General features: G+C 64.0%; 25 protein-coding genes. 9 read left to right on the plus strand and 16 right to left on the minus strand.

Translation table 11 applies throughout. From position 1 onward, the window contains the following. Nucleotides 1-616 (plus strand): tyrosine recombinase XerC (locus tag DH10_RS15030; protein ID WP_192384928.1); only part of this gene is annotated, 616 nt, incomplete at its 5' end. Between the two features lie 166 nt (nt 617-782). On the opposite strand, the gene DH10_RS15035 is transcribed toward DH10_RS15030, so the two are convergent. From DH10_RS15035 to DH10_RS15045, 4 genes are all read right to left on the minus strand, one after another. After that, nucleotides 783-1,385, minus strand: coding sequence for a DUF1236 domain-containing protein (locus DH10_RS15035; RefSeq protein WP_192246480.1), 603 nt, complete (start codon nt 1,383-1,385; stop codon nt 783-785). A 66-nt stretch (nt 1,386-1,451) separates the two neighbouring features. Further along, nucleotides 1,452-2,549, minus strand: coding sequence for a zinc-binding metallopeptidase family protein (locus DH10_RS15040; RefSeq protein ID WP_192384929.1), 1,098 nt, complete (start codon nt 2,547-2,549; stop codon nt 1,452-1,454). Nucleotides 2,550-2,624: 75 nt separating this feature from the next. Beyond that, nucleotides 2,625-2,816 (minus strand): FAD-dependent oxidoreductase, encoded by a 192-nt coding sequence (locus tag DH10_RS36965; RefSeq protein ID WP_312891231.1) that lies wholly within the window; start codon nt 2,814-2,816, stop codon nt 2,625-2,627. After that, entirely contained in the window at nt 2,759-3,031 is a 273-nt protein-coding gene (locus tag DH10_RS15045) for an FAD-dependent oxidoreductase (protein WP_246811565.1), read from the minus strand. Before DH10_RS15045 ends, DH10_RS36965 begins: the two co-directional genes overlap by 58 nt. A gap of 170 nt (nt 3,032-3,201) precedes the next feature. Between DH10_RS15045 and DH10_RS15050 the strand changes: the two genes are divergently transcribed. Continuing rightward, nucleotides 3,202-3,999, plus strand: a complete 798-nt coding sequence (locus DH10_RS15050; protein WP_192246476.1) for a lytic murein transglycosylase — start codon at nt 3,202-3,204, stop codon at nt 3,997-3,999. A gap of 112 nt (nt 4,000-4,111) precedes the next feature. Here the strand turns inward: DH10_RS15050 and DH10_RS15055 are convergent, their stop codons facing one another. Both DH10_RS15055 and DH10_RS15060 read right to left on the minus strand, forming a co-directional pair. Beyond that, a complete protein-coding gene (locus tag DH10_RS15055) occupies nt 4,112-4,546 on the minus strand; it encodes a hypothetical protein (RefSeq protein ID WP_246505949.1) in 435 nt (144 codons plus the stop codon). A 152-nt stretch (nt 4,547-4,698) separates the two neighbouring features. Continuing rightward, nucleotides 4,699-5,922, minus strand: a complete 1,224-nt coding sequence (locus DH10_RS15060) for an argininosuccinate synthase (RefSeq protein WP_192384930.1) — start codon at nt 5,920-5,922, stop codon at nt 4,699-4,701. Between the two features lie 181 nt (nt 5,923-6,103). On the opposite strand from DH10_RS15060, the gene DH10_RS15065 reads away from it, so the two are divergent. Then, nucleotides 6,104-6,745: a LysE family translocator gene (locus tag DH10_RS15065; RefSeq protein ID WP_192246471.1), complete on the plus strand. Its 642-nt coding sequence runs from the start codon at nt 6,104-6,106 to the stop codon at nt 6,743-6,745. A 31-nt stretch (nt 6,746-6,776) separates the two neighbouring features. On the opposite strand, the gene DH10_RS15070 is transcribed toward DH10_RS15065, so the two are convergent. Then, nucleotides 6,777-7,244: a hypothetical protein gene (locus tag DH10_RS15070; RefSeq protein ID WP_192246470.1), complete on the minus strand. Its 468-nt coding sequence runs from the start codon at nt 7,242-7,244 to the stop codon at nt 6,777-6,779. After that, nucleotides 7,241-8,476: a dual-specificity RNA methyltransferase RlmN gene (gene rlmN / locus DH10_RS15075; protein WP_192246468.1), complete on the minus strand. Its 1,236-nt coding sequence runs from the start codon at nt 8,474-8,476 to the stop codon at nt 7,241-7,243. The genes DH10_RS15070 and rlmN overlap by 4 nt, the downstream gene beginning before the upstream one ends. A gap of 269 nt (nt 8,477-8,745) precedes the next feature. Here rlmN and DH10_RS15080 point away from each other — a divergent pair, with 269 nt between their 5' ends. Continuing rightward, on the plus strand, nt 8,746-9,045 hold the full coding sequence (locus tag DH10_RS15080; protein ID WP_192246466.1) for a hypothetical protein: 300 nt from the start codon (nt 8,746-8,748) through the stop codon (nt 9,043-9,045). A 190-nt stretch (nt 9,046-9,235) separates the two neighbouring features. Here DH10_RS15080 and DH10_RS15085 read toward each other — a convergent pair whose 3' ends face one another. The 3 genes from DH10_RS15085 to DH10_RS15095 form a co-directional block, all read right to left on the minus strand. Next, nucleotides 9,236-9,742, minus strand: a complete 507-nt coding sequence (locus tag DH10_RS15085) for an invasion associated locus B family protein (protein ID WP_192246464.1) — start codon at nt 9,740-9,742, stop codon at nt 9,236-9,238. Between the two features lie 265 nt (nt 9,743-10,007). Further along, nucleotides 10,008-10,370, minus strand: coding sequence for a YkvA family protein (locus DH10_RS15090; protein WP_192246462.1), 363 nt, complete (start codon nt 10,368-10,370; stop codon nt 10,008-10,010). 128 nt (nt 10,371-10,498) lie between these two features. Beyond that, complete coding sequence (locus tag DH10_RS15095; RefSeq protein ID WP_192246460.1) at nt 10,499-10,792, minus strand: 4a-hydroxytetrahydrobiopterin dehydratase; 294 nt, start codon at nt 10,790-10,792, stop codon at nt 10,499-10,501. A gap of 53 nt (nt 10,793-10,845) precedes the next feature. On the opposite strand from DH10_RS15095, the gene DH10_RS15100 reads away from it, so the two are divergent. After that, nucleotides 10,846-11,364, plus strand: coding sequence for a low molecular weight protein-tyrosine-phosphatase (locus DH10_RS15100; RefSeq protein WP_192246458.1), 519 nt, complete (start codon nt 10,846-10,848; stop codon nt 11,362-11,364). On the opposite strand, the gene thpR is transcribed toward DH10_RS15100, so the two are convergent. Next, entirely contained in the window at nt 11,268-11,864 is a 597-nt protein-coding gene (thpR, locus tag DH10_RS15105) for an RNA 2',3'-cyclic phosphodiesterase (RefSeq protein ID WP_192246456.1), read from the minus strand. The two genes, DH10_RS15100 and thpR, sit on opposite strands and share 97 nt — an antisense overlap. Nucleotides 11,865-11,982: 118 nt before the next feature. Beyond that, nucleotides 11,983-12,627 carry an arylesterase gene (locus DH10_RS15110; protein WP_192246454.1) on the minus strand — a complete coding sequence of 215 codons (645 nt, stop codon included), beginning with the start codon at nt 12,625-12,627 and terminating at the stop codon, nt 11,983-11,985. 82 nt (nt 12,628-12,709) lie between these two features. Here DH10_RS15110 and DH10_RS15115 point away from each other — a divergent pair, with 82 nt between their 5' ends. The 4 genes from DH10_RS15115 (at nt 12,710) to DH10_RS15130 (ending at nt 17,712) form a co-directional block, all read left to right on the plus strand. Next, entirely contained in the window at nt 12,710-13,444 is a 735-nt protein-coding gene (locus DH10_RS15115) for an ABC transporter ATP-binding protein (protein WP_192246452.1), read from the plus strand. A 66-nt stretch (nt 13,445-13,510) separates the two neighbouring features. After that, on the plus strand, nt 13,511-16,051 hold the full coding sequence (locus DH10_RS15120) for an ABC transporter permease (protein WP_192384931.1): 2,541 nt from the start codon (nt 13,511-13,513) through the stop codon (nt 16,049-16,051). A gap of 237 nt (nt 16,052-16,288) precedes the next feature. Continuing rightward, nucleotides 16,289-17,029, plus strand: coding sequence for a Bax inhibitor-1/YccA family protein (locus DH10_RS15125; protein ID WP_126097117.1), 741 nt, complete (start codon nt 16,289-16,291; stop codon nt 17,027-17,029). 110 nt (nt 17,030-17,139) lie between these two features. Then, nucleotides 17,140-17,712: a GNAT family N-acetyltransferase gene (locus tag DH10_RS15130; protein WP_192246448.1), complete on the plus strand. Its 573-nt coding sequence runs from the start codon at nt 17,140-17,142 to the stop codon at nt 17,710-17,712. Here DH10_RS15130 and DH10_RS15135 read toward each other — a convergent pair whose 3' ends face one another. From DH10_RS15135 to acnA, 3 genes are all read right to left on the minus strand, one after another. After that, nucleotides 17,713-18,099 (minus strand): DUF2794 domain-containing protein, encoded by a 387-nt coding sequence (locus DH10_RS15135; RefSeq protein WP_192246446.1) that lies wholly within the window; start codon nt 18,097-18,099, stop codon nt 17,713-17,715. Between the two features lie 559 nt (nt 18,100-18,658). Next, nucleotides 18,659-19,447 carry a DUF1223 domain-containing protein gene (locus DH10_RS15140; protein ID WP_192246444.1) on the minus strand — a complete coding sequence of 263 codons (789 nt, stop codon included), beginning with the start codon at nt 19,445-19,447 and terminating at the stop codon, nt 18,659-18,661. 361 nt (nt 19,448-19,808) lie between these two features. Continuing rightward, complete coding sequence (gene acnA / locus DH10_RS15145) at nt 19,809-22,499, minus strand: aconitate hydratase AcnA (RefSeq protein ID WP_192246442.1); 2,691 nt, start codon at nt 22,497-22,499, stop codon at nt 19,809-19,811. Between the last annotated feature and the right edge of the window lie 158 nt (nt 22,500-22,657).

The raw sequence follows: 22,657 nt of genomic DNA on the forward strand, positions 1-22,657 counted from the left end.
GGCGGGTGCGGCGGCGCTGCGCGCGCCGCGCCAGCCGAAATCGCTGCCCAAGCCGCTGACGGCGAGCGATGCGAAACAGGTCGTGGCCATGGAGGGTCAGCTGGCGGAAGAGCCGTGGATCGCAGCCCGCAATGCTGCCGTGCTGACGCTGCTTTACGGTTCCGGCCTGCGCATCTCGGAAGCGCTTGGGCTGACCGGCGCCGACCTCGCCACGGAAGCAGACACCATGCTGCGCATCACCGGCAAGGGTGGCAAGACGCGGCTGGTTCCGGTGCTGCCGGTGGCGTCACGTGCGGTCGCCGAATACCGGCAGCTCTGCCCCTTCCATATCGATCCGAAGGAGTTGCTGTTTCGCGGCGCGCGCGGCGGACCGCTGAACCCGGCGATCGTCCAGCGCGAGATGGCGAAGCTGCGCTCGGCGCTCAACCTGCCGGACACCGCGACGCCGCATGCGTTGCGCCATTCCTTCGCAACGCATCTGCTTGGGCGCGGCGGCGACCTGCGCACCATCCAGGAGCTGCTCGGCCATGCCAGCCTGTCGACCACCCAGGTCTATACCGGCGTCGACACGGCAAGGCTGCTCGAAGTCTACGAACGGGCGCATCCAAGGGCGTGAAGCATCGGCGAAGCCGCCCGGCTATGACCTCTTGGTGGAGGGCACGGCAAAGAAGGCTTAAATCGACGCCAGCGAGCCGATGCAGGCAGCCTGACCCGGTGTTGGCGTTTCTTCAAACGAGCGGCCGCCCATTTTCCGGCGGCCGCTCTTCCAAAATCACCGTTGGTCAGCGCATCACATAGACGATGCGCCGCGTGCCCGGATCGACCAGCGCCGGCTGGTTGTTCACATAGACATAGCGATAGTTGTAGTCAGGGATCTCGCGCAACTCGACTGTGTCGGGCAGCACCGCGCCGGTCACCACTTCGCCCTCGAGATAGACCGGATCGACCCGATGCGTGGTGACGTAGGTGCCGACCTCGGCCGGCGGCCTGGCGATCGGATCGACCGGATCGCTCGCAACGATGGCGCCGGTGTAGTCGTCCTGCGAATAGACATCGTCGGCAGGCGGCGTCACGACAGCGATATCGGCATCGGCCGGCCGGCGCGTGAGCACCACGCGGCTGCCGCCGAAGTCGCCCGTCACATAGTCGGAATAGACCCAGCCGTTACCGCCGGCCTCGGCGATAGTGCACCATTTGCTGTTCGCGATGCAGCCAGTGAGCGTCGCCGACTGGCCGGCCGCCAGCACGCCGATGACGGGATATTGCGGGCCCGGGCCGGCGCGGACATTCAGATCGGCCACTGCCGAGACGGGCGTGTCGGCAAGGGCCGCGCCCGACACGGCGAGCAGCGCGCCGGCAACCGCCGGAAACAGTATGCGTTTCATGGTTTTACTCTCCGTTTTCAACGCTCCCTCGGGCTCAAAAACGAAACCAGGCCTTATGCGTTCCGGCTAAAGTGCCGTCGCCTGCTCACGAATTGTTCCATGTTTTTTCGGCGGACCGGTCAAAAGCTGGTGAACGAAGGCCAGTTTTTGCGCCGTCACGTCCGAAATGACGAAAGGATAAAGATCGGGCAACCCCATGCAGCGGTTGATCGAATTGGAGGCCTCCGACAGCACCAGCCAGCGGGCGAGGATCCTTTCGAACGGTTCCGGCGCCGGATCGGGCTCGGCGGGTGCCGACTGCAAATGCCCGCCGGTATCGCCACGCGGCAGTTCGTTGGCTTCCACCGTCTCCAGCCGGCCGAGCGGGAAGTTCAGCGCGTGCACCATCTCCAGCGTGTCGGTAATGTGGAGATGATGCGCAAAGGTTTCGGCCCAGTCTTCCCACGGATGCGATGTCGCATAGGCCGAGATATGGCGCTGTTGCCAATCCGGCGGCGCGCCGTTGGCGTAGTAGGTCTTCAGCGCTTGCTCGTAGTCGGCCCGCTCGTCGCCGAACAGAGCGCGAAAGGCCGAAAGCCGCCCGGGATCGTCGCGGATCAGCCGGTCCCAGTAATAGTGGCCGAGCTCGTGGCGGAAGTGGCCGAGCAAGGTGCGGTAATTCTCGCCCATTTCGACGCGCCGCCGCTCGCGCTCGGCGGAATCGGCCTCGGCGACGTTGAGGGTGATCAGGCCGTTGTCATGGCCGGTCAGGATGCGCTCGCCGCCGGGCCCGCCGCCGATCGGATCGGCGAGGAAGTCGAAAGCGAGCCCGGCCTCGTCCCGAGGTCCGGCCGTGGGCGCGACCGGCAGGCCGACGGCGAGCAGCGAATAGACGGCGCGTTTCTTCGCCGCCTCGACGCGAATCCAGCGCCGGCGGTTGCCGTCCACCGAAAGGTCAGGGATCAATTGATTGAGCGCGCAGGCGCGGCAGAAGGTTCTGCCCGGCTCGGCCCGCCAGTTGCAGGCACATTCGTCGGCATTGCCGCATGGAACGGCATCGTCGGCGCCGGAACGCGTGAAACACGCCCGCTCCGGGTCGTAAAGCACCAGGCTGGAACAGTTCAGGCATTGCGCGTTTTCGAAATAAAGGCGGTGGCCGCAATGAGGGCAGTCGAACAGTTTCATCGGTAATCGAACCCCAGGATAGGGCGACGGAGTCGGGCATCGCCCAAACGCCCGTCGCCGCCCGTCGTTCCGACGCTATTTCGTCGCGAGCTGTGCAATGACTTGCCTGGCCACGCTTTCGCCCGACAACCTCGCGCCGCCGCAGGTCTGGATGAGCGGTCCGGCGACATGCTCGCCGGCGAAGAAGATCTTTTCCGCCACCGGCTGCATCAGCGTGGCGCGCGCTTCGGAACGGCCGGGACAGGCCGCCGCATAGGCGCCGCGCACAAAGCGCTCGCTCCCCAATTGCGGTCGGCGGCATGCAGCCAGGCGCAGCCGATGTCGAAGGGCATGCCGAAATGCCGGTCGCTGGTCCAGGCGCGACCGCCGATGCGGCTCATCGCCTCCAGAAGCGTAAAGGAAAGTCCGGCAGCCCTGAGCGTCTTGGCCGCGGAGAGCCCCGCGGAGCCTGCGCCAATGATCACAACATCAACGTCTTCCATAAAGACCCCGCCACAATAGGGCTTGCGCCATAATTAATGCTTGATCATGCGCAAATTCCCCGGCATTCGCCAGCGTCGAGCGCCGCTGAGCCCCTTGTGGGCGGTGACAATCGGGCGTTTCGCTGGCAGATTTGCAACCGGGACGTGATTCAGGCAACCAGGAGAACGATATGGCATTTTTTGCCAAGGGAAGGATTTTCGTGGCCGCCGCTGTGGCGGCTTTTGGGCTGGCGACGGCCGCTCAGGCAGCGGCCAGCTGTGGCAAGAACGGCGCCGGATTCGACGCATGGAAACAGCAGTTTGCCGCGGAAGCACAGGCCGAGGGCGTTGGCCAGAAGGGTCTGTCCGCGCTGGCCAGCGCGACTTACGCAACAAGGACGATCGCCGCCGACCGCGCCATCCACAAGGCCTTCAGCGGCTCGGTGGAAGCGTTCATGAAACGCCGTGGCGGGGACGCGATCATTTCCAGGGGCCGTGCGTTGAAGAAGCAGAACGCGGCGATGTTCGACAGGATCGAACAGACCTACGGCGTGCCGCCGGGCGTGCTGCTCGCCATCTGGGGCATGGAGACCGGCTTCGGTGCCTCCATGGGCAACCAGAACACGGTCTCGGCGATTGTGACGCTGGCCTATGATTGCCGCCGCCCTGACTATTTTACCCCGCACGCCATCGCGGCGCTCAAGCTGGTCGATCGCGGCGCGTTGAGCGCCTCGTCGGTCGGCGCCATGCATGGCGAGATCGGCCACACGCAGTTCCTGCCCGGAAATGTCTTGAAGTATGGCGTCGGCAGCGGAAATCTGCGCGACAGGAACACGGCGCTGGCCTCCACCGCCAACTTCCTCAAGGGCCATGGCTGGCAAGCCGGCGCGAGCTATGAGGCGAACATGGGCGCAATTGCCGGCTGGAATTCAGCTAGCGTCTACCAGCAGGCCATCGCCCGCATCGCCGAGGCGATCGACGCCAACTGACGGGCATCTCCGTTCCACCGGGAGCCCGGCCATGCGCCGGGCTTTTTGTTATGAAGCAGGGGTCAAAACCCAATCACCCGGAACGATGAGGTTCGATCTCATCACTTCCCTCTCAATAATGCGCGTAGCCGCTCAACGGGCATTTTTGGGAAGCGGGAACCTGGAAGGGGCCGTCAAATCCGCTGCAGGTACGGAATTTGGACGTCGGCGCAGGCGGGGCTTGCGTGGCCGCAGCCTTTGACTTGCCCTTGATGACCATCCAGATTTCGGTCGGTTGGTCGAGCTGCAGCCTGTTTATGTCGGAGTAACTGATCCGCCCGCTGCGTATTCCTTCGGCAAGGCGTTGGCAGAACAAAGCCGGCATGCGCTCCCGCGATACGCCCATGAAAGAGGCGGTATCGTGCTTTAACGTGATGTTCCATGCTTGGACAGCCGCGACGCATTTGTCCAAATTCGGCTTCGGGTCGCGCTTCGCGGTCGCCTGTGAGGGGTGGCACGCCATGGCAGCGACGACCGCCGCAAGCAGTAGAGAAATACCGTTTTTCAAAATTAAGCCCCCTCGATCCCACGAGGGAACCTAGATGAAGTCGCCGAAAGGTCAACAGCAATCCTTTCTCGGCGCGTAACTTCCGCTATATTAGAAATACCAAATAAGAACCCGGCGCAGGCGCCGGGTTCTTCATGGTTGCCTTTCAAGGATCATCCCTTGCGATTCCGCGCCGCCAGCGTCCTCAGCCGCAGCGCGTTGAGGCGGATGAAGCCGGCAGCGTCCTTCTGGTCGTAGGCGCCGCGGTCGTCCTCGAAGGTGACCAGCGCATCGGAATAGAGCGTCTTCTTCGACTTGCGGCCGGTGACAATGACATTGCCCTTGTAGAGTTTCAGCCGCACTGTGCCTTCGACGTCTTCCTGGCTCTTGTCGATCATCGCCTGCAGCATCACGCGCTCGGGCGAGAACCAGAAGCCGTTGTAGATGAGTTCGGCGTAGCGCGGCATGAACTCGTCCTTGAGGTGCGCGGCGCCCCGGTCGAGCGTGATCGATTCGATCGCCCGGTGGGCGGCGATCAGGATGGTGCCGCCGGGCGTCTCGTAGACGCCGCGCGACTTCATGCCGACGAAACGGTTCTCGACCAGGTCGAGACGGCCAATGCCGTTGTCGCGGCCGAGGTCGTTGAGCTCGGCCAGCATGGTGGCCGGCGACAGCTTCTTGCCGTTGAGTGCGATCGGGTCTCCCTTCAGGAACTCGATCTCGATCTCGGTGACCTGGTCCGGCGCGTCCATCGGCGAGACGGTGCGCTGGTGGACGAATTCCGGCGGCTCGCTCCACGGATCCTCCAGCACCTTGCCCTCGGAGGAGGAGTGCAGGAGATTGGCGTCGACCGAGAAGGGCGCGTCGCCGCGCTTGTCCTTCGGCACCGGGATCTGGTGCTGCTCGGCGAAGTTGATCAAGTCGGTACGCGACTTGAACGACCAGTCGCGCCACGGCGCGATGACCTTGATATCCGGGTTTAGCGCGTAAGCCGAAAGCTCGAACCGGACCTGGTCGTTGCCCTTGCCGGTGGCGCCATGCGCGATTGCGTCGGCGCCGGTCTCCTTGGCGATCTCGACCAGATGCTTGGAGATCAGCGGCCGGGCAATCGAGGTGCCGAGCAGATAGGTGCCTTCGTAGACAGCATTGGCGCGGAACATCGGGAAAACGAAGTCGGAAACGAATTCCTCGCGCACGTCGACGATGCGGATGTCCTTGATGCCCATCATCTCAGCCTTGCGGCGTGCCGGCTCCAGCTCGCCGCCCTGGCCGAGGTCGGCGGTGAAGGTGACGACCTCGGCGCCGAGCTCGGTCTGCAGCCATTTCAGGATGATGGAGGTGTCGAGGCCGCCGGAATAGGCGAGCACGACTTTCTTCACGTCTTTGGTCTTGGACATTGTTGGCGGTTCCGCGGGTAAAGAGGTTCGCGGGCGAGTATCACGGGGTTTCCGGCTCATGCAAGAGAGGAAGGGGCGCAGACGACGGCGGAAGCTGGGCCAGACGTTCATGCCGGCAGATACTGGCGGCGGCAAAACAGCTGCGTTATAGGTCACGCTATACAATTGGCAGGGGCGAGCAATGTCCTTCATTCCCGATACCACGACGCTGATCCAGTTCGCCATCGCGACCGTCATCCTGGCGATCACGCCGGGACCGGACATGACGCTGTTCGTGTCGCGAACGCTGAGCCAGGGTCGCGCCACCGGCTTTGCCTCGATGGCAGGCGCGCTGTGCGGCACGCTGATCCACACCACGCTGGTGGTGGTCGGCATCTCGGCGCTGATCGTGGCCTCGCCGATGGCCTTCTTCGCGCTGAAGATCTTCGGCGCCGGCTATCTCGTCTTCCTGGCCTGGCAGGCGATCGCCAAAGGCTCGGCCTTCTCGCCGGAGAAGAAGAGCGGACCGCAGATCTCGCTGTTCCGCAGTTGGGCGGCCGGGCTCGGCGTCAATCTGCTCAATCCGAAGATCATCCTGTTTTTCATGACGTTCCTGCCGCAATTCGTCTCCGCGCACGATCCGCATGCGCCGGGCAAGCTCTTCTTCCTCGGCGTCATGTTCATCGTGCTGTCGATCCCGGTGACGGCGCCGATGGTGCTGGCGGCAGAGAAGTTCGCAGCGGCGATGAAGGCCAGTCCGCGCGTCACGCGCGTGGTCGACTATCTGTTCGGCGGCGTGTTCTCGGCCTTCGCGCTGAAGATCCTGACGGCACAGGCGAAGTAGAGCTGACGCGCTTCGGCGCGCTTGATCCAACTCAAGATTCGGCGTCGAGCAACGGTTCGCGGCGCCAGGTGCCGGCCCAGCGGCCGGCGGAGAGCCAGTAGAAGATGCCGCCGACCATGCCGCTGCCGACCAGCGCGAGCCTCACATTGTTGTCGGTGACATCGAAATCGCCGTCGCCGACGTTGTGCGCGAAGCCGAGAAAGACGACGGCGGTGACGGCGCCGCCCAGCGCATAGAACAGCCAGTCGCGGCGGCCGAGCACTTCGGCGATCAGGATTACGACCGCCGCCGGCATGAAGCCGAAATAGGCGATGAACAGCGCTACGAAAGGCACCGAAAAATAGAGCGCCGGCGCGATCGTCGGATGCCCGGGCCCCGGCGCATAGCCGAAATAGCCGAGGAACAGCACATTGAGGAAGGCGCTCGCCGCCAGCGAGGCGATCGCATAGCCGATCAGGATGACGGCGAAGCGGACGACATAGGCGATGATCCGCCTCACGCCTCGCCGTGCCCCGCAATCATCATCGCTTCCAGCGCCAGCCGGTCCACCTTACGCATGCGCTCCGATTCCGACTTGAGCTGGCCGCAGGCGGCGAGGATGTCGCGGCCGCGCGGCGTGCGGATCGGCGAGGCATAGCCGGCATTGTTGATGTAGTCGGCAAACTTCTCGATCGTCTCCCAGTCCGAGCACTGGTAGTTGGTGCCGGGCCAGGGGTTGAACGGGATCAAATTGATCTTGGCCGGAATGCCCCTGAGCAGCTTGACCAGCGCCTTGGCGTCGTCGATGGAATCGTTGACGTCCTTCAGCATCACATATTCGAAGGTGATGCGGCGGGCGTTGGAAAGGCCCGGATAGGCGCGGCAGGCGGCGATCAGGTCCTTCAGCGGGAACTTCTTGTTGATCGGCACCAGCAGGTCGCGCAGATCGTCATTGGTGGCGTGCAGCGAGATCGCCAGCATGACGCCGATCTCCTCGCCGGTGCGGGCAATCTCCGGAACGACGCCGGACGTCGAGAGCGTGATGCGGCGCTTCGACAGGGAAAGGCCGTCGCCGTCGGAGGCGATCAGCAGCGCCTTCTTCACCGCCTCGAAATTGTAGAGCGGCTCGCCCATGCCCATCATGACGATGTTGGAGACCTTTCTGCCCTCGGCAGGCACGATGGCGCCGTCCGGCGTGTCGCGGTCGGGGAAGTCGCCCAGCCGGTCGCGCGCGGTGAGCAGCTGCGCCAGGATTTCTTCCGTCGTCAGGTTGCGTACCAGCTTCTGCGTGCCGGTATGGCAGAAGGAGCAGGTCAGCGTGCAGCCGACCTGCGAGGAGATGCAGAGCGTGCCGCGGCCTTCCTCGGGGATGTAGACGGTCTCGATCTCGACCGGTCGGCCGGCGCCGCGCGGCGGAAAGCGGAACAGCCACTTGCGCGTGCCGTCGGAGGAGATCTGCTCCTCGACGATCTCCGGCCGCGCGACGGTAAAGTGCTTGTCGAGCGCGGCGCGCAGGTCCTTGGAGATGTTGAACATATGCGCGAAGTCGCAGACGCCGCGCACATACATCCAGTGCCAGAGCTGCTGGGCGCGCATTTTCGCCTGCCGCTCCGGCACGATGCCGGTCGCGACCAAAGTAGCGCCGAGCTCGGCGCGGGTCAGGCCGATCAGCGACGGCTTCTCGGTCGGCGCGGCACGAGCGCGCAAGGCGTCCCGTGCGCCTTCGGCGGTCAGGTCGAATGAAAGGGTCATGGTTGCGCCAATATAAGCGGTTTGCGGCCGATTTCAGCATCGTGCCCGAAATGAAGCGCGGCGCATAGCACAGGTTGCAGGCGGAGTCATGGGGCGAGGAAACGAAGGCAATCTCGCTTGCCGTCGAGCCGGCTCAACCGGAGCGCGACGACCTGGCGCGAAACCGCATCACAGAACCGATCACATATTCGTGTCTGCGTAACAGCCGACGAGGTTTCTGCGAAACCTGAAGGGGGCGACTGTGCCCCTGCAAAATGGGAGTATGCGGAATGAACTGGATCAAGCTCGTCGTCGCTGCCGGTCTCGTCGGCTTGTCCATGCCTCAGGCATTTGCCGAGGACACGATGGGCACGATGACCATGATGAAAAGCGGGCAAGTGACGGCAATCATGCCCGACGGGCACATGGGCACCATGATGCCTGACGCGAAAACGAGCGCCGAAATGATGAAGATGGCGAAACCCATCAAGCATTGCATGATGATGATCACCGACGCCAAGGGCAAAGCCTACATGATCGACACGTCGACCAAGAAGGCCCAGGCCGAATGTGAAAAGATGGCCATGTGAGCCAGCCCGGCGACAAGCCGGTGGATGAAAGCAAAAGGCCGGGCTTGAAGGCCCGGCCTAAAGCATGTCTCCCGAAAGTGGGAACCGATTTCGGGCCAAAGACATGCGTAAAATCAAAACCTAAAGCGCATGGAGCGAATCTGAAAGATCGCGACGCGCTTTAGAATTGATCGTCAGATTTGGCCCTTGCCTACTTGCACTTGGCAATCGAGGCCAGCGCGGCCGAGATGCCCTTCAGCGAGAAGACGTAGGATGTCGGGTTGCCGCGGCCGGACTTGGCCTGCACCTTCATGTCGGTGCCGGTCTTCATGGCGGCGATCAGCACCGGCTCTTCCGCCGCGTTCTCGACCCAGGCCGACTTGCCGCGGGTGAACATCGAGAAGCTCTTCTTGTCGATGGTGACAGTCGCCTTGGAGCCTTCCTGGAAATTGTAGCCGGCGATGAACTGCGGCTCGTAGGAAACCTGCTGCCCCGGGCGCTGGCTGACGAAGAAGAACATGTCGCCGTGGTCGAGCGTCGGCGGCTGCTTGTCGGTCGGCACCGTCAGCACGTAGCAGACCTTGCCGCCCGCCGACTGATAGCTGTAGGTGCCCCAGGCATTGTGCTGGCCGATCTTGGTTGCCTGCTGGGCCAGCGCCGGCGCCGCGAAGGCGGCCGCCAGGACCAGGCTGGAAACTGTAGCAATCAATCCGCGCATCGTTCTTTCCGTATTCCCAAATGGTGCGGAGGCAGGGCCGCGTGGCGTCCTGCCGTCGCTTCATTTTGATTTAATCAGGGTTACCAAACGGTGAATTTTCCTCAAGAAAAGGAGATCACCCCAGGAAACCGCCGCCATTCGCGCCCGCCGCTTCAAGCGGCGGTCGCTATGTCCCGGCGCGAACTTGGAGGGCACGAAAGCGGCAAGAGTTTGTCTTTTCGCGCGGGCGGTTTCGCGGTCCCGTTGTGCCGGAAAGCCAGCCAGGTCAACCCTTGTCGGCCAAGGCGTCCCTGGCGGCCTGCCGGTGAGCGGGCGTGATATGGGCGCGGACGGCGGTGATCGCGGCGGTCAGCACGGCAAGGTCGTCGGTGAAGCCGAGACCGAAGACGAAGTCGGGGATGAAATCCATCGGCAGCACGAAATAGCCGAGCGCGGCTAGCAGAATGCCCTTGGCGCGCAGCGGCGTGTCCTTGTCCATGGCGCAGTAATAGGCAGCGACCACCTCGTCCATGAACGGGACCTGCCGGGCAGCCTTCTTGGCGGTGCGCCAGAATTTCTCGCGCACCTCGCCCTCGCCGGCGAGCCTGTCGCCAAAGCCGAAGAAATCAAAACCGGATTCCTGCGCCATCAATCTCTCCTTGGCTGCGCGCAACCCTGCGTGCCAACCGCCGAAAGATGTGGTGAAAGCGGCACCCCGCTGCAAGAGCTTCGGCGGATACTTGCCCGGAAAATCGGAGACCGCCTCCGTTGGCGGCGTCAGGCGAAATACCGGTTCATCCGCTTGGCCAACTCGATATCGAGCGCCGTGACGCCGCCGGCGTCATGCGTGTTCAGCGTCACGTCGACGGTCTTGTAGACGTTCGACCAGTCGGGGTGGTGGTCCATCTTCTCGGCGGCCAGCGCCACACGGGTCATGAAGGCGAAGGCCTCGGAGAAGTTCTTGAAGTCGAAGCTGCGCTTGATGGAGGCGCCGTCGGTGGCCAGCGACCAGCCTTCGAGTTCGGCCAGCGCTGCGGTAATCGCGTCCTTGCTGAGTTTTTCTCTGGTCATGATGGGTTCCTGTGCTATTCGGGAAAAATGACCTGCACCATAGCGCCGGATCGATGAGCGCAAAGCCCATAAATACCATCCTGTTCGTCTGTCTCGGCAACATCTGCCGCTCGCCGCTGGCCGAAGGCGTCTTGGGGGCCGTTCTGGCGGAGCGCGGAATTGCCCATGATATCGTGCTCGATTCGGCGGCGATCAGCGGCTGGGAGGTCGGCTCCGGTCCCGATCCACGCTCGATCGCGGTCGCCGCTGAGCATGGCATCGACATTTCCGGGCAGAGGGCACGCAGAATAGCGCCAGAGGATTTTGCGCGCTTCGATCTGATCCTCGGCATGGACCGGGCGAATGTGCGCGACCTCAAGGCGCTGGCGCCTGAGGCCGCGCGCGACCGCATCCATCTCTATCTGGAATTCGCGACCGGAGCAGCCCGCGACGTGCCGGACCCCTTTTACGAAGACCGGCAGGCGTTCGCCGCGGTCTACCGCATGATCCGCGAAGCGTCGGAGGCGCTGGCGAAGCGGCTGGAAGCGCGCGAATCGGCGCCGACCAGCGGCCAGGCTTCCTCGACGATATAGGGGCCGCCGCCGACCGAATCGCGCGACGACATCAAGACAAAGCGGCCGACGCGGAAGGGCAGCGTTGAAAAATTGCCGCGCGCCGAAAGATATTGCGCGACGTCAAGCGGGCTTGCATTGCGCAGCCGCGCCAGCGTCACATGCGGCGAGAACTTGCGTGGATCGGCTGGAAGGCCGAGCCGCTGGCAGATGCGGTCGATTTCGCCCTGCAGCGCCACCAGGTCCGGCGAGGCGGACACGCCGGCCCACACCGCATGCGGCTTCTTGCCGCCGAAAGCGCCCACTCCGGAGAGCGTCAAGGGGAAGGAGGGACGATTGACGCGATCGAGCGCATTGGCGATCTCGTCGGCGACATGGCCTTCGACGTCGCCGATGAAGCGCAGCGTCAGATGATAGTTTTCGACATCGATCCAGCGGGCTCCGGGAAGCCCGCCCCGGAGCAGGGACAGCGAAAGAGCAGCATCACGAGGAATTTCGAGGGCGGTGAAAAGACGTGGCATGGAAAGCCTCCTGTCCTCGAATCGAACTCTCGCCCCCTAGCGAATCATCGATATCAGCGCGGGGCAAGCGGTTTGTTGTCCACAAGGTTTCCCCAACGGAAACCGTGGCGTTTTGGACTCACGACGGACCGCCATTGGCGGCGATGGCCTTTTCGACGACCGGCAGAATGCCCTTGACCATGACATCAACTCCCTTCGGGTTGGGATGCAGGCCGTCCTCCAGCTGCAGGTCCGGATGGCCGGCGACGCTGTCGAGAAAGAACGGATAGAGCGGAATGTCGTATTTTGCGGCCAGCCGCGGATAGATCGCGTCGAAAACCTTCTGGTAATCGGCGCCAAGATTCGGCGCCGCGCGCATGCCGGCCAGGAGCACCGGGATTTTGCGCTGCTTGAGCTTCGCCAGCATCGCATCGAGATTCTTTTCAGCGATGTCGGGCGAGACGCCGCGTAGCATGTCGTTGGCGCCGAGCTCGAGGATGACGAGCCTTGTGCCGTCCGGCACCGACCAATCGAGCCGCGCCAGCCCGCCGCTCGTGGTATCGCCGGAAACGCCGGCATTCGCGACGACGACGTCATGGCCCTTCGCTTTCAGCGCTGCCTGCAGCCTGTCGGTGAACCCCTGGCCCGGGCCAAGGCCGAAGCCCGCCGTCAGGCTGTCGCCGAAGCCGACGATGTTGAAGGTCTCCGCGCGCGCCGGCACCATGGCGCCGCAAACCGCGAGGAAAAGGACGACGGCGGCGGCGGTTGAGTGTTTGAAAGCCATGCGGCGAGCCCCATATGACCGAAACGTTCCCTGGGAGGAGGCATTCTCGTCTCCTTTTTCCACCATATAGGACGCTTTCATTGTGACAGAAGCCGTCATCGCATTGAGGGATGTCTCGCTGACGCTCGGCGAGGGCGCTTCCTCCGTCCATGTGCTGAAAGGCGTCAGCCTCGACGTGGCTGGCGGCGAGGCCACCGGCATCGTCGGCCCGTCGGGATCCGGCAAGTCCACCTTGCTGATGGTTCTGGCTGGCCTCGAGAGCGTCGACTCAGGGACGGTGCGTATCGCCGGCGAATTGCTCAACGGCAAAAGCGAGGACCAGATTGCATCGTTTCGGGGGCGAAATATCGGCATCGTCTTCCAGTCCTTCCACCTCATTCCCAACATGACGGCGCTCGAGAATGTCGCGGTGCCGCTGGAACTCGCCGGCCATGCCGATCCGTTCGGGGTGGCGGCGCAGGAGCTCGCGGCGGTCGGCTTGAGCGACCGTGTGACGCACTATCCCGGCGAGCTCTCGGGAGGCGAGCAGCAGCGCGTGGCGATCGCCAGGGCGCTGGCGCCCTCGCCGCGCATCCTCATTGCCGACGAGCCGACCGGCAACCTCGACCAGGCGACCGGAAAGCAGATCGCCGACCTTTTGTTCGCCAAGGCGGCCGAGCGCGGCATGACGCTGGTGCTAGTCACGCATGACCCGGCGCTTGCCGCCCGCTGCGCGCGCCAGGTGTCGATGCGCTCGGGACGCATCGAGGATGCGCCCAAGCTGGTTGCCGCGTCAGTCCGGAAATCGGACCCGATTTTCGGAGGGCATGATGCATAGATTCAAAGAGGCAGAGCGCCCTTTGCGCGTCCAAACGGACGCGTGGCGCTCTGGCGTGCCGGCCTGATGCGGACTCTGAAGCTCGCCATCCGCTTCTCGCTGCGCGAGATGCGCGGCGGCCTGTCCGGCTTCATGATCTTCCTCGCCTGTATCGCGCTCGGCGTCGCGGCCATCGGCGGCGTCAATTCGGTGGCGCAGGCGATCACGGCCGGGGTCGCCAATCAGGGCCAGACGCTGCTTGGTGGCGATCTGCGCTTCCAGATCAACCAGCGCAGCGCTTCCGACGCAGAGCTCGGCTTCCTCGACAGCCTTGGCACGGTGTCCCTGAATTCGGGCATGCGTTCCATGGCGCGGCTCGAGGACGGCTCGGACCAGGCGCTGGTCGAAGCCAAGGCGGTCGACGATGCCTATCCGCTTTACGGCTCGCTGGAAACCGACCCGCCGCTGCCGAAGCGGGAGCTGCTCGGCGAGCGGTCCGGCGTTTTCGGCGCCGCCGCGCCCGATCTCTTGTTCGACCGCCTCAATCTGCATGTCGGCGACCGGCTGGAGCTTGGCGGCGCCACCTTCGAGCTGAGGGCCAGGCTTATCAGCGAGCCCGACGCGATATCCGACGGTTTCGGCTTCGCGCCGCGACTGATGATCTCGAACGACGGGCTTGCCGCGTCCGGGCTGGTTCAGCCCGGCAGTCTGGTCGAGAACGCCTATAAGGTCCGGTTGCCCGACCATGCCGGCGAGGCGCGGATCAAGGAAATCCAGGCCCTGGCGGCGAAAGACTTTCCGCAGGCCGGCTGGTCGATCCGCACGCGCAGCAATGCAGCACCCGCGCTCTCCTCCAACATCGAGCGCTTCTCGCAGTTCCTGACGCTGGTCGGGCTGACGGCGCTGGTCGTCGGCGGCGTCGGCGTGGCCAATGCGGTGCGCGCCTATCTCGACGGCAAGCGGGGCGTCATCGCCACCTTCAAGAGCCTCGGCGCCTCGGGCGGGTTCGTCTTCACGGTCTATCTCGTGCAGATCCTTTTGATTGCCGGCCTCGGCATCGTGCTCGGCCTGATCCTGGGCGCTGCGATGCCGTTCGTGGCGAGCGCGCTTTTGCAGTCGGTCATCCCCGTGCCGGCGGAAGGCGGGTTCTATCCCGGCGCCCTCGCCATGGCTGCGCTGTTCGGCCTGCTGGTGACGCTGGCCTTCGCGTTGCTGCCGCTCGGGCGTGCCCGCGACGTGCCGGCGACCGCACTTTTCCGCGAAATGGGATTCGAAAGCCGCGGCTGGCCGCGCCTGCCCTATGTCGGTGCCGCTCTCGCGATCGTGCTGGTGCTGGCCGCGCTCGCCATCCTTTCCGCCGACGATCGGCGCATCGCCTCGATCTTCGTTGGCGCCACGGTCTTTGCTTTCCTGGTGCTGCGGCTGGTGGCGGCGCTGGTGCAATGGGCAGCCCGGCGGAGCCCGCGCGCGCGTTCCGTGTCGTTCAGGCTGGCGCTTGGCAACATCCACCGTCCCGGTGCGCTGACGCCGTCGGTGGTGCTGTCGCTCGGGTTAGGCCTGACGCTCCTGGTGACGCTGGCGCTGATCGACGGCAATCTCAGGCGCCAGATCTCCGGCAGCCTGCCGGAGCGGGCGCCGAACTTCTTCTTCGTCGATATCCAGAGCAGCGATGTCGATGCCTTTGCCGGCCTGGTCGGCAAGGAGGCGCCGCAGGGAACGCTGGTCAAGGTGCCGATGCTGCGCGGCCGCATCATGGCGCTCAACGGCGTCGACGTCGACAAGGTGAAGGTCCCCGCCGATGGCGCCTGGGTGCTGCGCGGCGATCGCGGGCTGACCTATGACGCGAAGCAGCCGGAAAACGCCACCCTGACCGAAGGCACATGGTGGCCGCAGAACTATTCCGGCGAGCCGCTGGTGTCGTTCTCGGCCGAGGAAGGCAAAGCGATCGGCCTGAAGCTCGGCGACACCGTCACCGTCAATGTGCTCGGCCGCAACATCACCGCAAAGATCGCCAATTTCCGCCAGGTCGAATGGGAAACCATGGGCATCAATTTCGTCATGGTCTTCTCGCCCAACACTTTCGCCGGCGCGCCGCATGGCTGGCTGGCGACGCTGACCGACAAGAGCACCACCACGACCGACGACGCCAGGCTGCTCAACGCGGTCACCCGAGCCTTTCCCGCGGTGACGACGGTCCGCGTCAAGGACGCGCTCGACATCGTCAACCGGCTGGTCGCGCAATTGGGCACGGCGATCCGCGCCGCCGCCGGCGTGGCGCTGATCGCCTCGGTGCTGGTGCTCTCCGGCGCTTTGGCCGCCGGCAACCGGGCGCGCATCCATGACGCGGTGGTGCTGAAGACGCTCGGCGCGACGCGCCGGACGCTGATTATCGCCTTCTCGCTGGAATATGTGCTGATCGGCCTTGCGACCGCGCTGTTCGCGCTTGCCGCGGGCGGCATCGCGGCATGGTTCGTCGTCGCGCACATCATGACGCTGCCGTCGCATTTCATGCCGGAGGTGGCGGTGGCGACGATCCTCGTCTCGTTGGCGGTCACCGTCGGCATCGGTCTGGCAGGCACCTGGCGGGTGCTCGGCCACAAGGCGGCGCCGGTGCTGCGCAACCTTTGATCCGGCATGCCGGGAAACCGCGCGCCTTAAATCTTGGTAAGGATGATGGCCGAAACGGCCGAAGAACCGGGCTTTTGCTTTCTCACGAAGCATTACCCTCGTTACCGTCTTGTTCTTGACGTCGAGAACGCTCATATTTTGCACAGGCATGCTGGAGCCCCGCCAGCGGCGCCTGGTTCAAGTGGTCGCTCCAAAGAACCTGTCACCGGACGGGGCAGAAGCAACAGAGGATTTCCAATGGCTGATCCCATTCGCAACTACCAGACGTCCGCCGCCCCCGGCGCGCGCGTCGATATCGATCAGGGCCTGCGGGCCTATATGATCAAGGTCTACAACCTGATGGGGCTTGGCCTGCTCATCACCGGCCTTGCCGCGTGGGGTGCGTTCCAACTCGCCGTCACCGGCGACGGCCAGCTGACCGCTTTCGGCCAGCTCATCTATGCAAGCGCGTTCCGCTGGGTCGTCATCCTGGCGCCGCTCGCTGCAGTGATGTTCCTGTCCTTCAGGATCCAGTCGATGAGCGTAGCTGCGGCGCAGACCACCTTCTGGGTCTATGCCGGCCTTGTCGGCTTGTCGCTGTCGACGATCTTCCTCGTCTACACCGGCACCAGCATCACCCAGACCTTCTTCGCCACGGCCGCGGCCTTCGGCGCGCTGTCGCTCTACGGCTACACCACCAGGCGCGACCTGACCGCTTTCGGCTCGTTCCTGATCATGGGCGTGATCGGCCTGCTGATCGCGATGCTGATCAACATCTTCCTGCAGTCATCGGCGCTGGCTTTCGCCATCTCGGCGATCGGCGTGCTGGTGTTCGCGGGCCTGACCGCCTACGACACGCAGAAGATCAAGGAGATGTATTTCGAGGGTGACGTCGCCGACGTCGCCGGCCGCAAGGCGATCATGGGCGCGCTGCGGCTCTACCTCGACTTCATCAACCTGTTCATGTTCCTGCTGCAGTTCATGGGCGACCGCCGCTAAAGGCAGGTCCGGCTGGACCATAGATTTCGGAAAGGGCGGCCCAACAGCCGCCCTTTCCTTTTGCTCGCCCCTTTGCTGTTATCGAAGCAGAAAAGCCAACTGCACAAATTATGAGCAATATTGCAATCAGAGCCGCCGCTGCGGCCGACCTCGACCGAATCACGGAAATCTATGCCGACGCGGTCGCGCACGGCACGGCGAGCTACGAGCTGGAGCCGCCCAGCCGCGCCGAAATGGGCAATCGATTCGACAGCTTAGCGGCAGGCAGCTTTCCCTATCTCGTGGCGGAAAAGGACGGCATCGTGCTCGGCTACGCTTATGCCGGACCGTTCCGGCCGCGTCCCGCCTACCGATTCGTCGTCGAGGATTCGGTCTATGTCGCGCCCGAGGCCAAGGGCCAGGGTGTCGGTCTCCTGCTGATGCAGGCACTGATCGAGGCGGCGCGCCTGGCCGGCTTTCGCCAGATCATCGCGGTGATCGGCGACGGCCATGCCGACAGCGCCTCGGTGCGGTTGCACGAGAAGCTTGGCTTCCGTCATTCAGGGCGCCTGGAAGGGTCGGGCTACAAGCACGGACGCTGGCTCGACACGGTCTTCATGCAGCTGCCGCTCAACGGCGGCGCGGCACTGCCGCCGGACCCCGGTTCGTTGCCGGAGCGGACATTCCGCAGCCAAATTAAATAGTTAGGCCTCGACCAGCTTCAGCTTGGAATCGAACACGCCGAGCACACGGCCGAGCTCCTGGCCGCGCTTGAGGATGCGTCCGCCGGCGGCGATGACGGCGAAGGCGCCTTGCCGGCGCGCCAGTTTCGGGTCCTTGACGATCTGAAACAGCGGCACTTCGCTGGCGCGGCGGAAGACAGAAAAGACAGCGCGATCAGTGAGATGGTCGATCGCATAGTCGCGCCATTCATTGGCCGCCACCATGCGTCCGTACAGCCTCAGGATCTGGTCGAGCTCGCGCCGGTCGAAGCGCACCGGCTGATCGAGGCGCGCGCTCCGCGCCTCATGCAGCGGGATCAATATTCCGGATGCTTCCCCATCCTCCGTCCCGCAGCCGTGATCGGTCATGCTTCGATCCTTCGCTTGAATCTCGCAGCAAAGGTTCGCGCTTTCGCGGCCGAATTGCAAGGGGCCCGGCTAAGCACCACCGGCACCGCGCTGTTTCCGAAAGGTCCAGTCACGTTTGCAAAACGCGTGTTGGAATTGGTGATGCTCCGCCACATTCTCGCCACAAATTATCCGCGCTCATGCCCCAATGTCCGACGAATTTACCGGCGTTGCCTGAGACGGTTCGGTCCGGCACCGGCTCGTAAACCCCAAGCCCCCCGCCCACGGGTCAGCGTCGGATCGAACCAACCTCGGTTTTTCCTTGGAAAAATCAGGTGCGACGATCCCAAAACCTGAATGACCGGCGTCAGAAGCAAGCTGACGCCGGTTTTTTATTGGCTGAGCGGCGCGGCTTCCCCTTCTCCCTTTGCGGGAGAAGGTGGCCGAGCGAAGCTCGGTCGGATGAGGGGTGCTCCAGCTTGGCGATACGCACGAAATCGCTGCCGCCTCATTTCTTCCAGCACCCCTCTTCCGGCCGCGCGCCGATCCACCTTCTCCCACAAGGGGAGAAGGGGTGCAGTCAAAGGCGGTCGGGCTTGCGGATAAAAGCGGCGCCGAGGATCGGGCCGGGCATGCCGTCCTTGCCGACGGACTGCAGCAGCACCGCGCAGCCGCCTTTCTTGGCAATCTCGGTCATCGGCAGTTCGTAGCGCTGCGCCTTGCCGTGCCACATGCCGGCGGTCTGGATGTCGGAGACGGCGTTCCAGTAGGTCAGGCTGCGGCCGCTGTTTTCGCCCTGGCCGATCTTCACCATCTGCGGCGAATCGAAATAGACGATCACCACATGGGCGTCGGTCGGGCCGTTGCCGGCGTCACCGGCGTCGATCATGACGCGGTCGCTGGTGCGGCTCACCTTGATGGCGACCCGCATGCCTTCACCGGTCCTGTCCATCCGGGCCAATGCGCCGTCGACGTCCTTGCGGTTGGCGCCGTTGACGTGGCTGCGGCCGTTGATGACGGCCTGCGGGGTATAGACCGAGCGGCTGCCGAAGGCGCGCATATAGTCATATTGCCGGTCGGTGTTCTCTTTACTGCTCAGCGTGTCCTGCCAGCCCAGATAGTCCCAGTAATTGACATGGTAGGCGAGCGCGACGATGTTTTCCTTGCCGGCCAGCTCGGCGAAGAATTCATCGGCCGGCGGGCAGGAACTGCAGCCCTGGCTGGTGAAAAGCTCGACCACACCCAGAGGTCTTTCGGCTTGGGGCTTTTCGATTTGCGGCTTCTCGGGCTCGCTTGCCAGCGCGGCGCCGGCAAACGTTGAAAGTGCCAGCGCAACTGCCGCAAGCCGCAATGGTCCTCGAAATGCCATGACTGTTCCAATTCCCGCCGGTGACGCCGGCCTTGTTCTGATTGCTAAAATATGTGGCAGAACGGACAGTCAACGGGAAGTCACGTTGCGGTGAAACTTTGTCGCCGCGACCGCAGGTAAGGGCGACGAGGGAGACGCCACTGCATTTTCCGATGCGGTTCGATTTCGGGGCCGCATGACCGCCGTGTGGTAAACTCTCCTGATGCCGGCCGATCTCTATTGCGAGCGAAATGGACCTGGACTTTGGGCCGAGCCCGCCAATGCTTTGACCGGCCAAGCTTTCATTGTTGGAAGTTTGGGAATAGGCAGTAGGCAGTAGGGGTACCTTTCCCTACTCCCTTACTGCCTTATTCCCTTGCTGCTACGCAGCGAGATCGCGCAGCACGTATTGCAGGATGCCGCCGTTCTTGAAGTAGTCGAGCTCGTCCAGCGTATCGATGCGGCAGATGATCGGCAGGTTCTTCACCGTGCCGTCGCCAAAGGTCACCTTGGCCACCATCTTCTGGCGCGGCTTGATCGCGTCCAGGCCGTCGATCTCGACCAGCTCGTCCCCCTTGAGGTTGAGGGAAGCCCATGAGGTGCCGTCCTCGAAGACGAAGGGGATGACGCCCATGCCGACCAGGTTCGAGCGGTGGATACGCTCGAAGGACTGGGCGATGACCGCGCGCACGCCGAGCAGATTCGTTCCCTTGGCCGCCCAGTCGCGCGAGGAGCCGTTGCCGTATTCGACGCCGGCGAAGATGACCAGCGGCACGCCTTCCCGCTTGTATTCCATCGCGGCGTCGTAGATCGACATCTCTTCCTTCGAGGGATAGTGGATCGTGTAGCCGCCCTCGCGGCCGTTCTCGCCCAGCATGTGGTTGCGGATGCGGATGTTGGCGAAGGTGCCGCGCATCATCACTTCATGGTTGCCGCGCCGCGTGCCGTACTGGTTGAAGTCGGCGACGCCGACGCCATGCTCGGTGAGGTATTTGCCGGCCGGCGAAGCTGCCTTGATCGAACCCGCCGGCGAGATGTGGTCGGTGGTGATCTTGTCGCCGAAGAGACCAAGCACGCGCGCGCCCTTGATGTCGCCGACCTTGCCGAAGCCGCGGCCCATGCCGGCGAAATAGGGCGGGTTCTGCACATAGGTCGAATTGTCGTCCCAAGCGTAGGTCTGGCCTTCCGGCGCCTTGACCTTCTGCCAGTACGCGTCGCCCTTGAAGACGTCGGCATATTTGCGGGCGAAGAGCTCGCGCGTGACGTTCTTCTCGATGAACTCCTGGATCTCGACCGAGCTCGGCCAGATGTCCTTGAGATAGACCGGCTTGCCGTCGCTGCCTTCGCCGAGCGGCTCGGTGGTGAGGTCCTTGGTAACCGTGCCGGCCAGCGCGTGCGCCACCACCAGCGGCGGCGAGGCGAGATAGTTCGCCTGCACGTCGGGCGAGACGCGGCCTTCGAAGTTGCGGTTGCCGGAGAGAACCGCGGCAGCGATCAAACCTTTATCGTTGATGGTCTTGGAGATCGGCCCCGGCAGCGGGCCGGAATTGCCGATGCAGGTGGTGCAGCCGAAACCGACGAGGTTGAAGCCGATCTGGTCGAGCTCCTTCTGCAGTCCGGATTTCTCGAGATATTCGGCGACCACCTGGCTGCCGGGCGCCAGCGAAGTCTTGACCCAGGGTTTCTGCTTCAGGCCGCGCCGGTTGGCGTTGCGCGCAAGCAAGCCGGCGCCGATCAGCACGCTGGGGTTCGAGGTGTTGGTGCAGGAGGTGATGGCGGCGATGACGACATCGCCATGGCCGAGATCATAGCCGGTGCCTTCGACGGCATAGCGCTTCGAGATTTCGGCGGCCTTCTTGTACTCGGTCTCCATCGCCTTGGCGAAGCCGGCGGGAATGTCCTGCAGGGCGACGCGGCCCTCGGGGCGCTTCGGGCCGGCCATCGACGGCACCACGTCGCCGAGGTCGAGCTCGAGCAGGTCGGTGAAGACCGGATCGGCGGAGCCTGCGTCACGCCACATGCCTTGCGCCTTCGAATAAGCCTCGACCAGGGCGATGCGGTTCTCCTCGCGGCCGGACATGGTGAGATAACGGATGGTCTCGCTGTCGACCGGGAAGAAGCCGCAGGTGGCGCCATATTCCGGCGCCATGTTGCCTATGGTGGCGCGGTCGGCCAGCGTCATGTTGGAGAGACCGGGGCCGAAGAACTCGACGAACTTGCCGACGACGCCCTTCTTGCGCAGCATCTGGGTGACGGTGAGCACGAGGTCGGTGGCGGTAACGCCTTCCTTCAGCTTGCCGGTGAGGCGGAAGCCGATCACCTCGGGCAGAAGCATGGAGACCGGCTGGCCGAGCATCGCGGCTTCCGCCTCGATACCGCCGACGCCCCAGCCGAGCACGCCGAGGCCGTTGATCATGGTGGTGTGCGAATCGGTGCCGACGCAGGTGTCGGGGTAAGCGGTGGTTTCGCCGTCTTCCGAGTTGGTCCACACGACCTGGCCGAGATATTCGAGGTTGACCTGGTGGCAGATGCCGGTGCCGGGCGGCACGACGCGGAAGTTGCGGAAGGCCTGCTGGCCCCATTTCAGGAACTTGTAGCGCTCCTCGTTGCGCTCATATTCGAGCTCGACATTGCGGGCGAAGGCCATCGGCGTGCCGAACTCGTCGACGATGACGGAGTGGTCGATGACGAGGTCGACCGGCACCAGCGGATTGATCTTTTCCGGATCGCCGCCGAGCGCCTTGATGCCGTCGCGCATGGCCGCGAGATCGACTACGGCCGGAACGCCGGTGAAATCCTGCATAAGCACGCGGGCCGGGCGGTAGGCGATCTCGACGCCGGCGGTGCCCTTGTCGGTGAGCCATGCGGCGACCGCCTGGATGCTCTCCTTGGTGACCGAGCGGCCGTCTTCGTTGCGCAGCAGGTTCTCCAGCAGCACCTTCATCGAATAGGGCAGTTGGGCGATACCGGTAAGGCCGTTCTTCTCGGCCTCGACGAGGTCGAAATAGACATAGTCCGCGCCACCCGCGGTCAGGGTGCGGCGGCATTTGAAGCTGTCGAGGGATTTTGACACGTGCGATCCGTCCTTGTCTGTTCAGCCTGAAAGGGAACGGACGCCGATGGCATGCAATCACGCGCAAAGGTGCGGGTACGGCCATTTCCGCTGTCCGCTCCCAAGCAACCCGAGCCGTTCAAGGCGGCGCGTGCGCTGGTTCGGCGCTAATTCTGTTC

The organism is Mesorhizobium silamurunense, assembly GCF_014843825.1.
GTDB classification, from domain to species: domain Bacteria; phylum Pseudomonadota; class Alphaproteobacteria; order Rhizobiales; family Rhizobiaceae; genus Mesorhizobium; species Mesorhizobium silamurunense.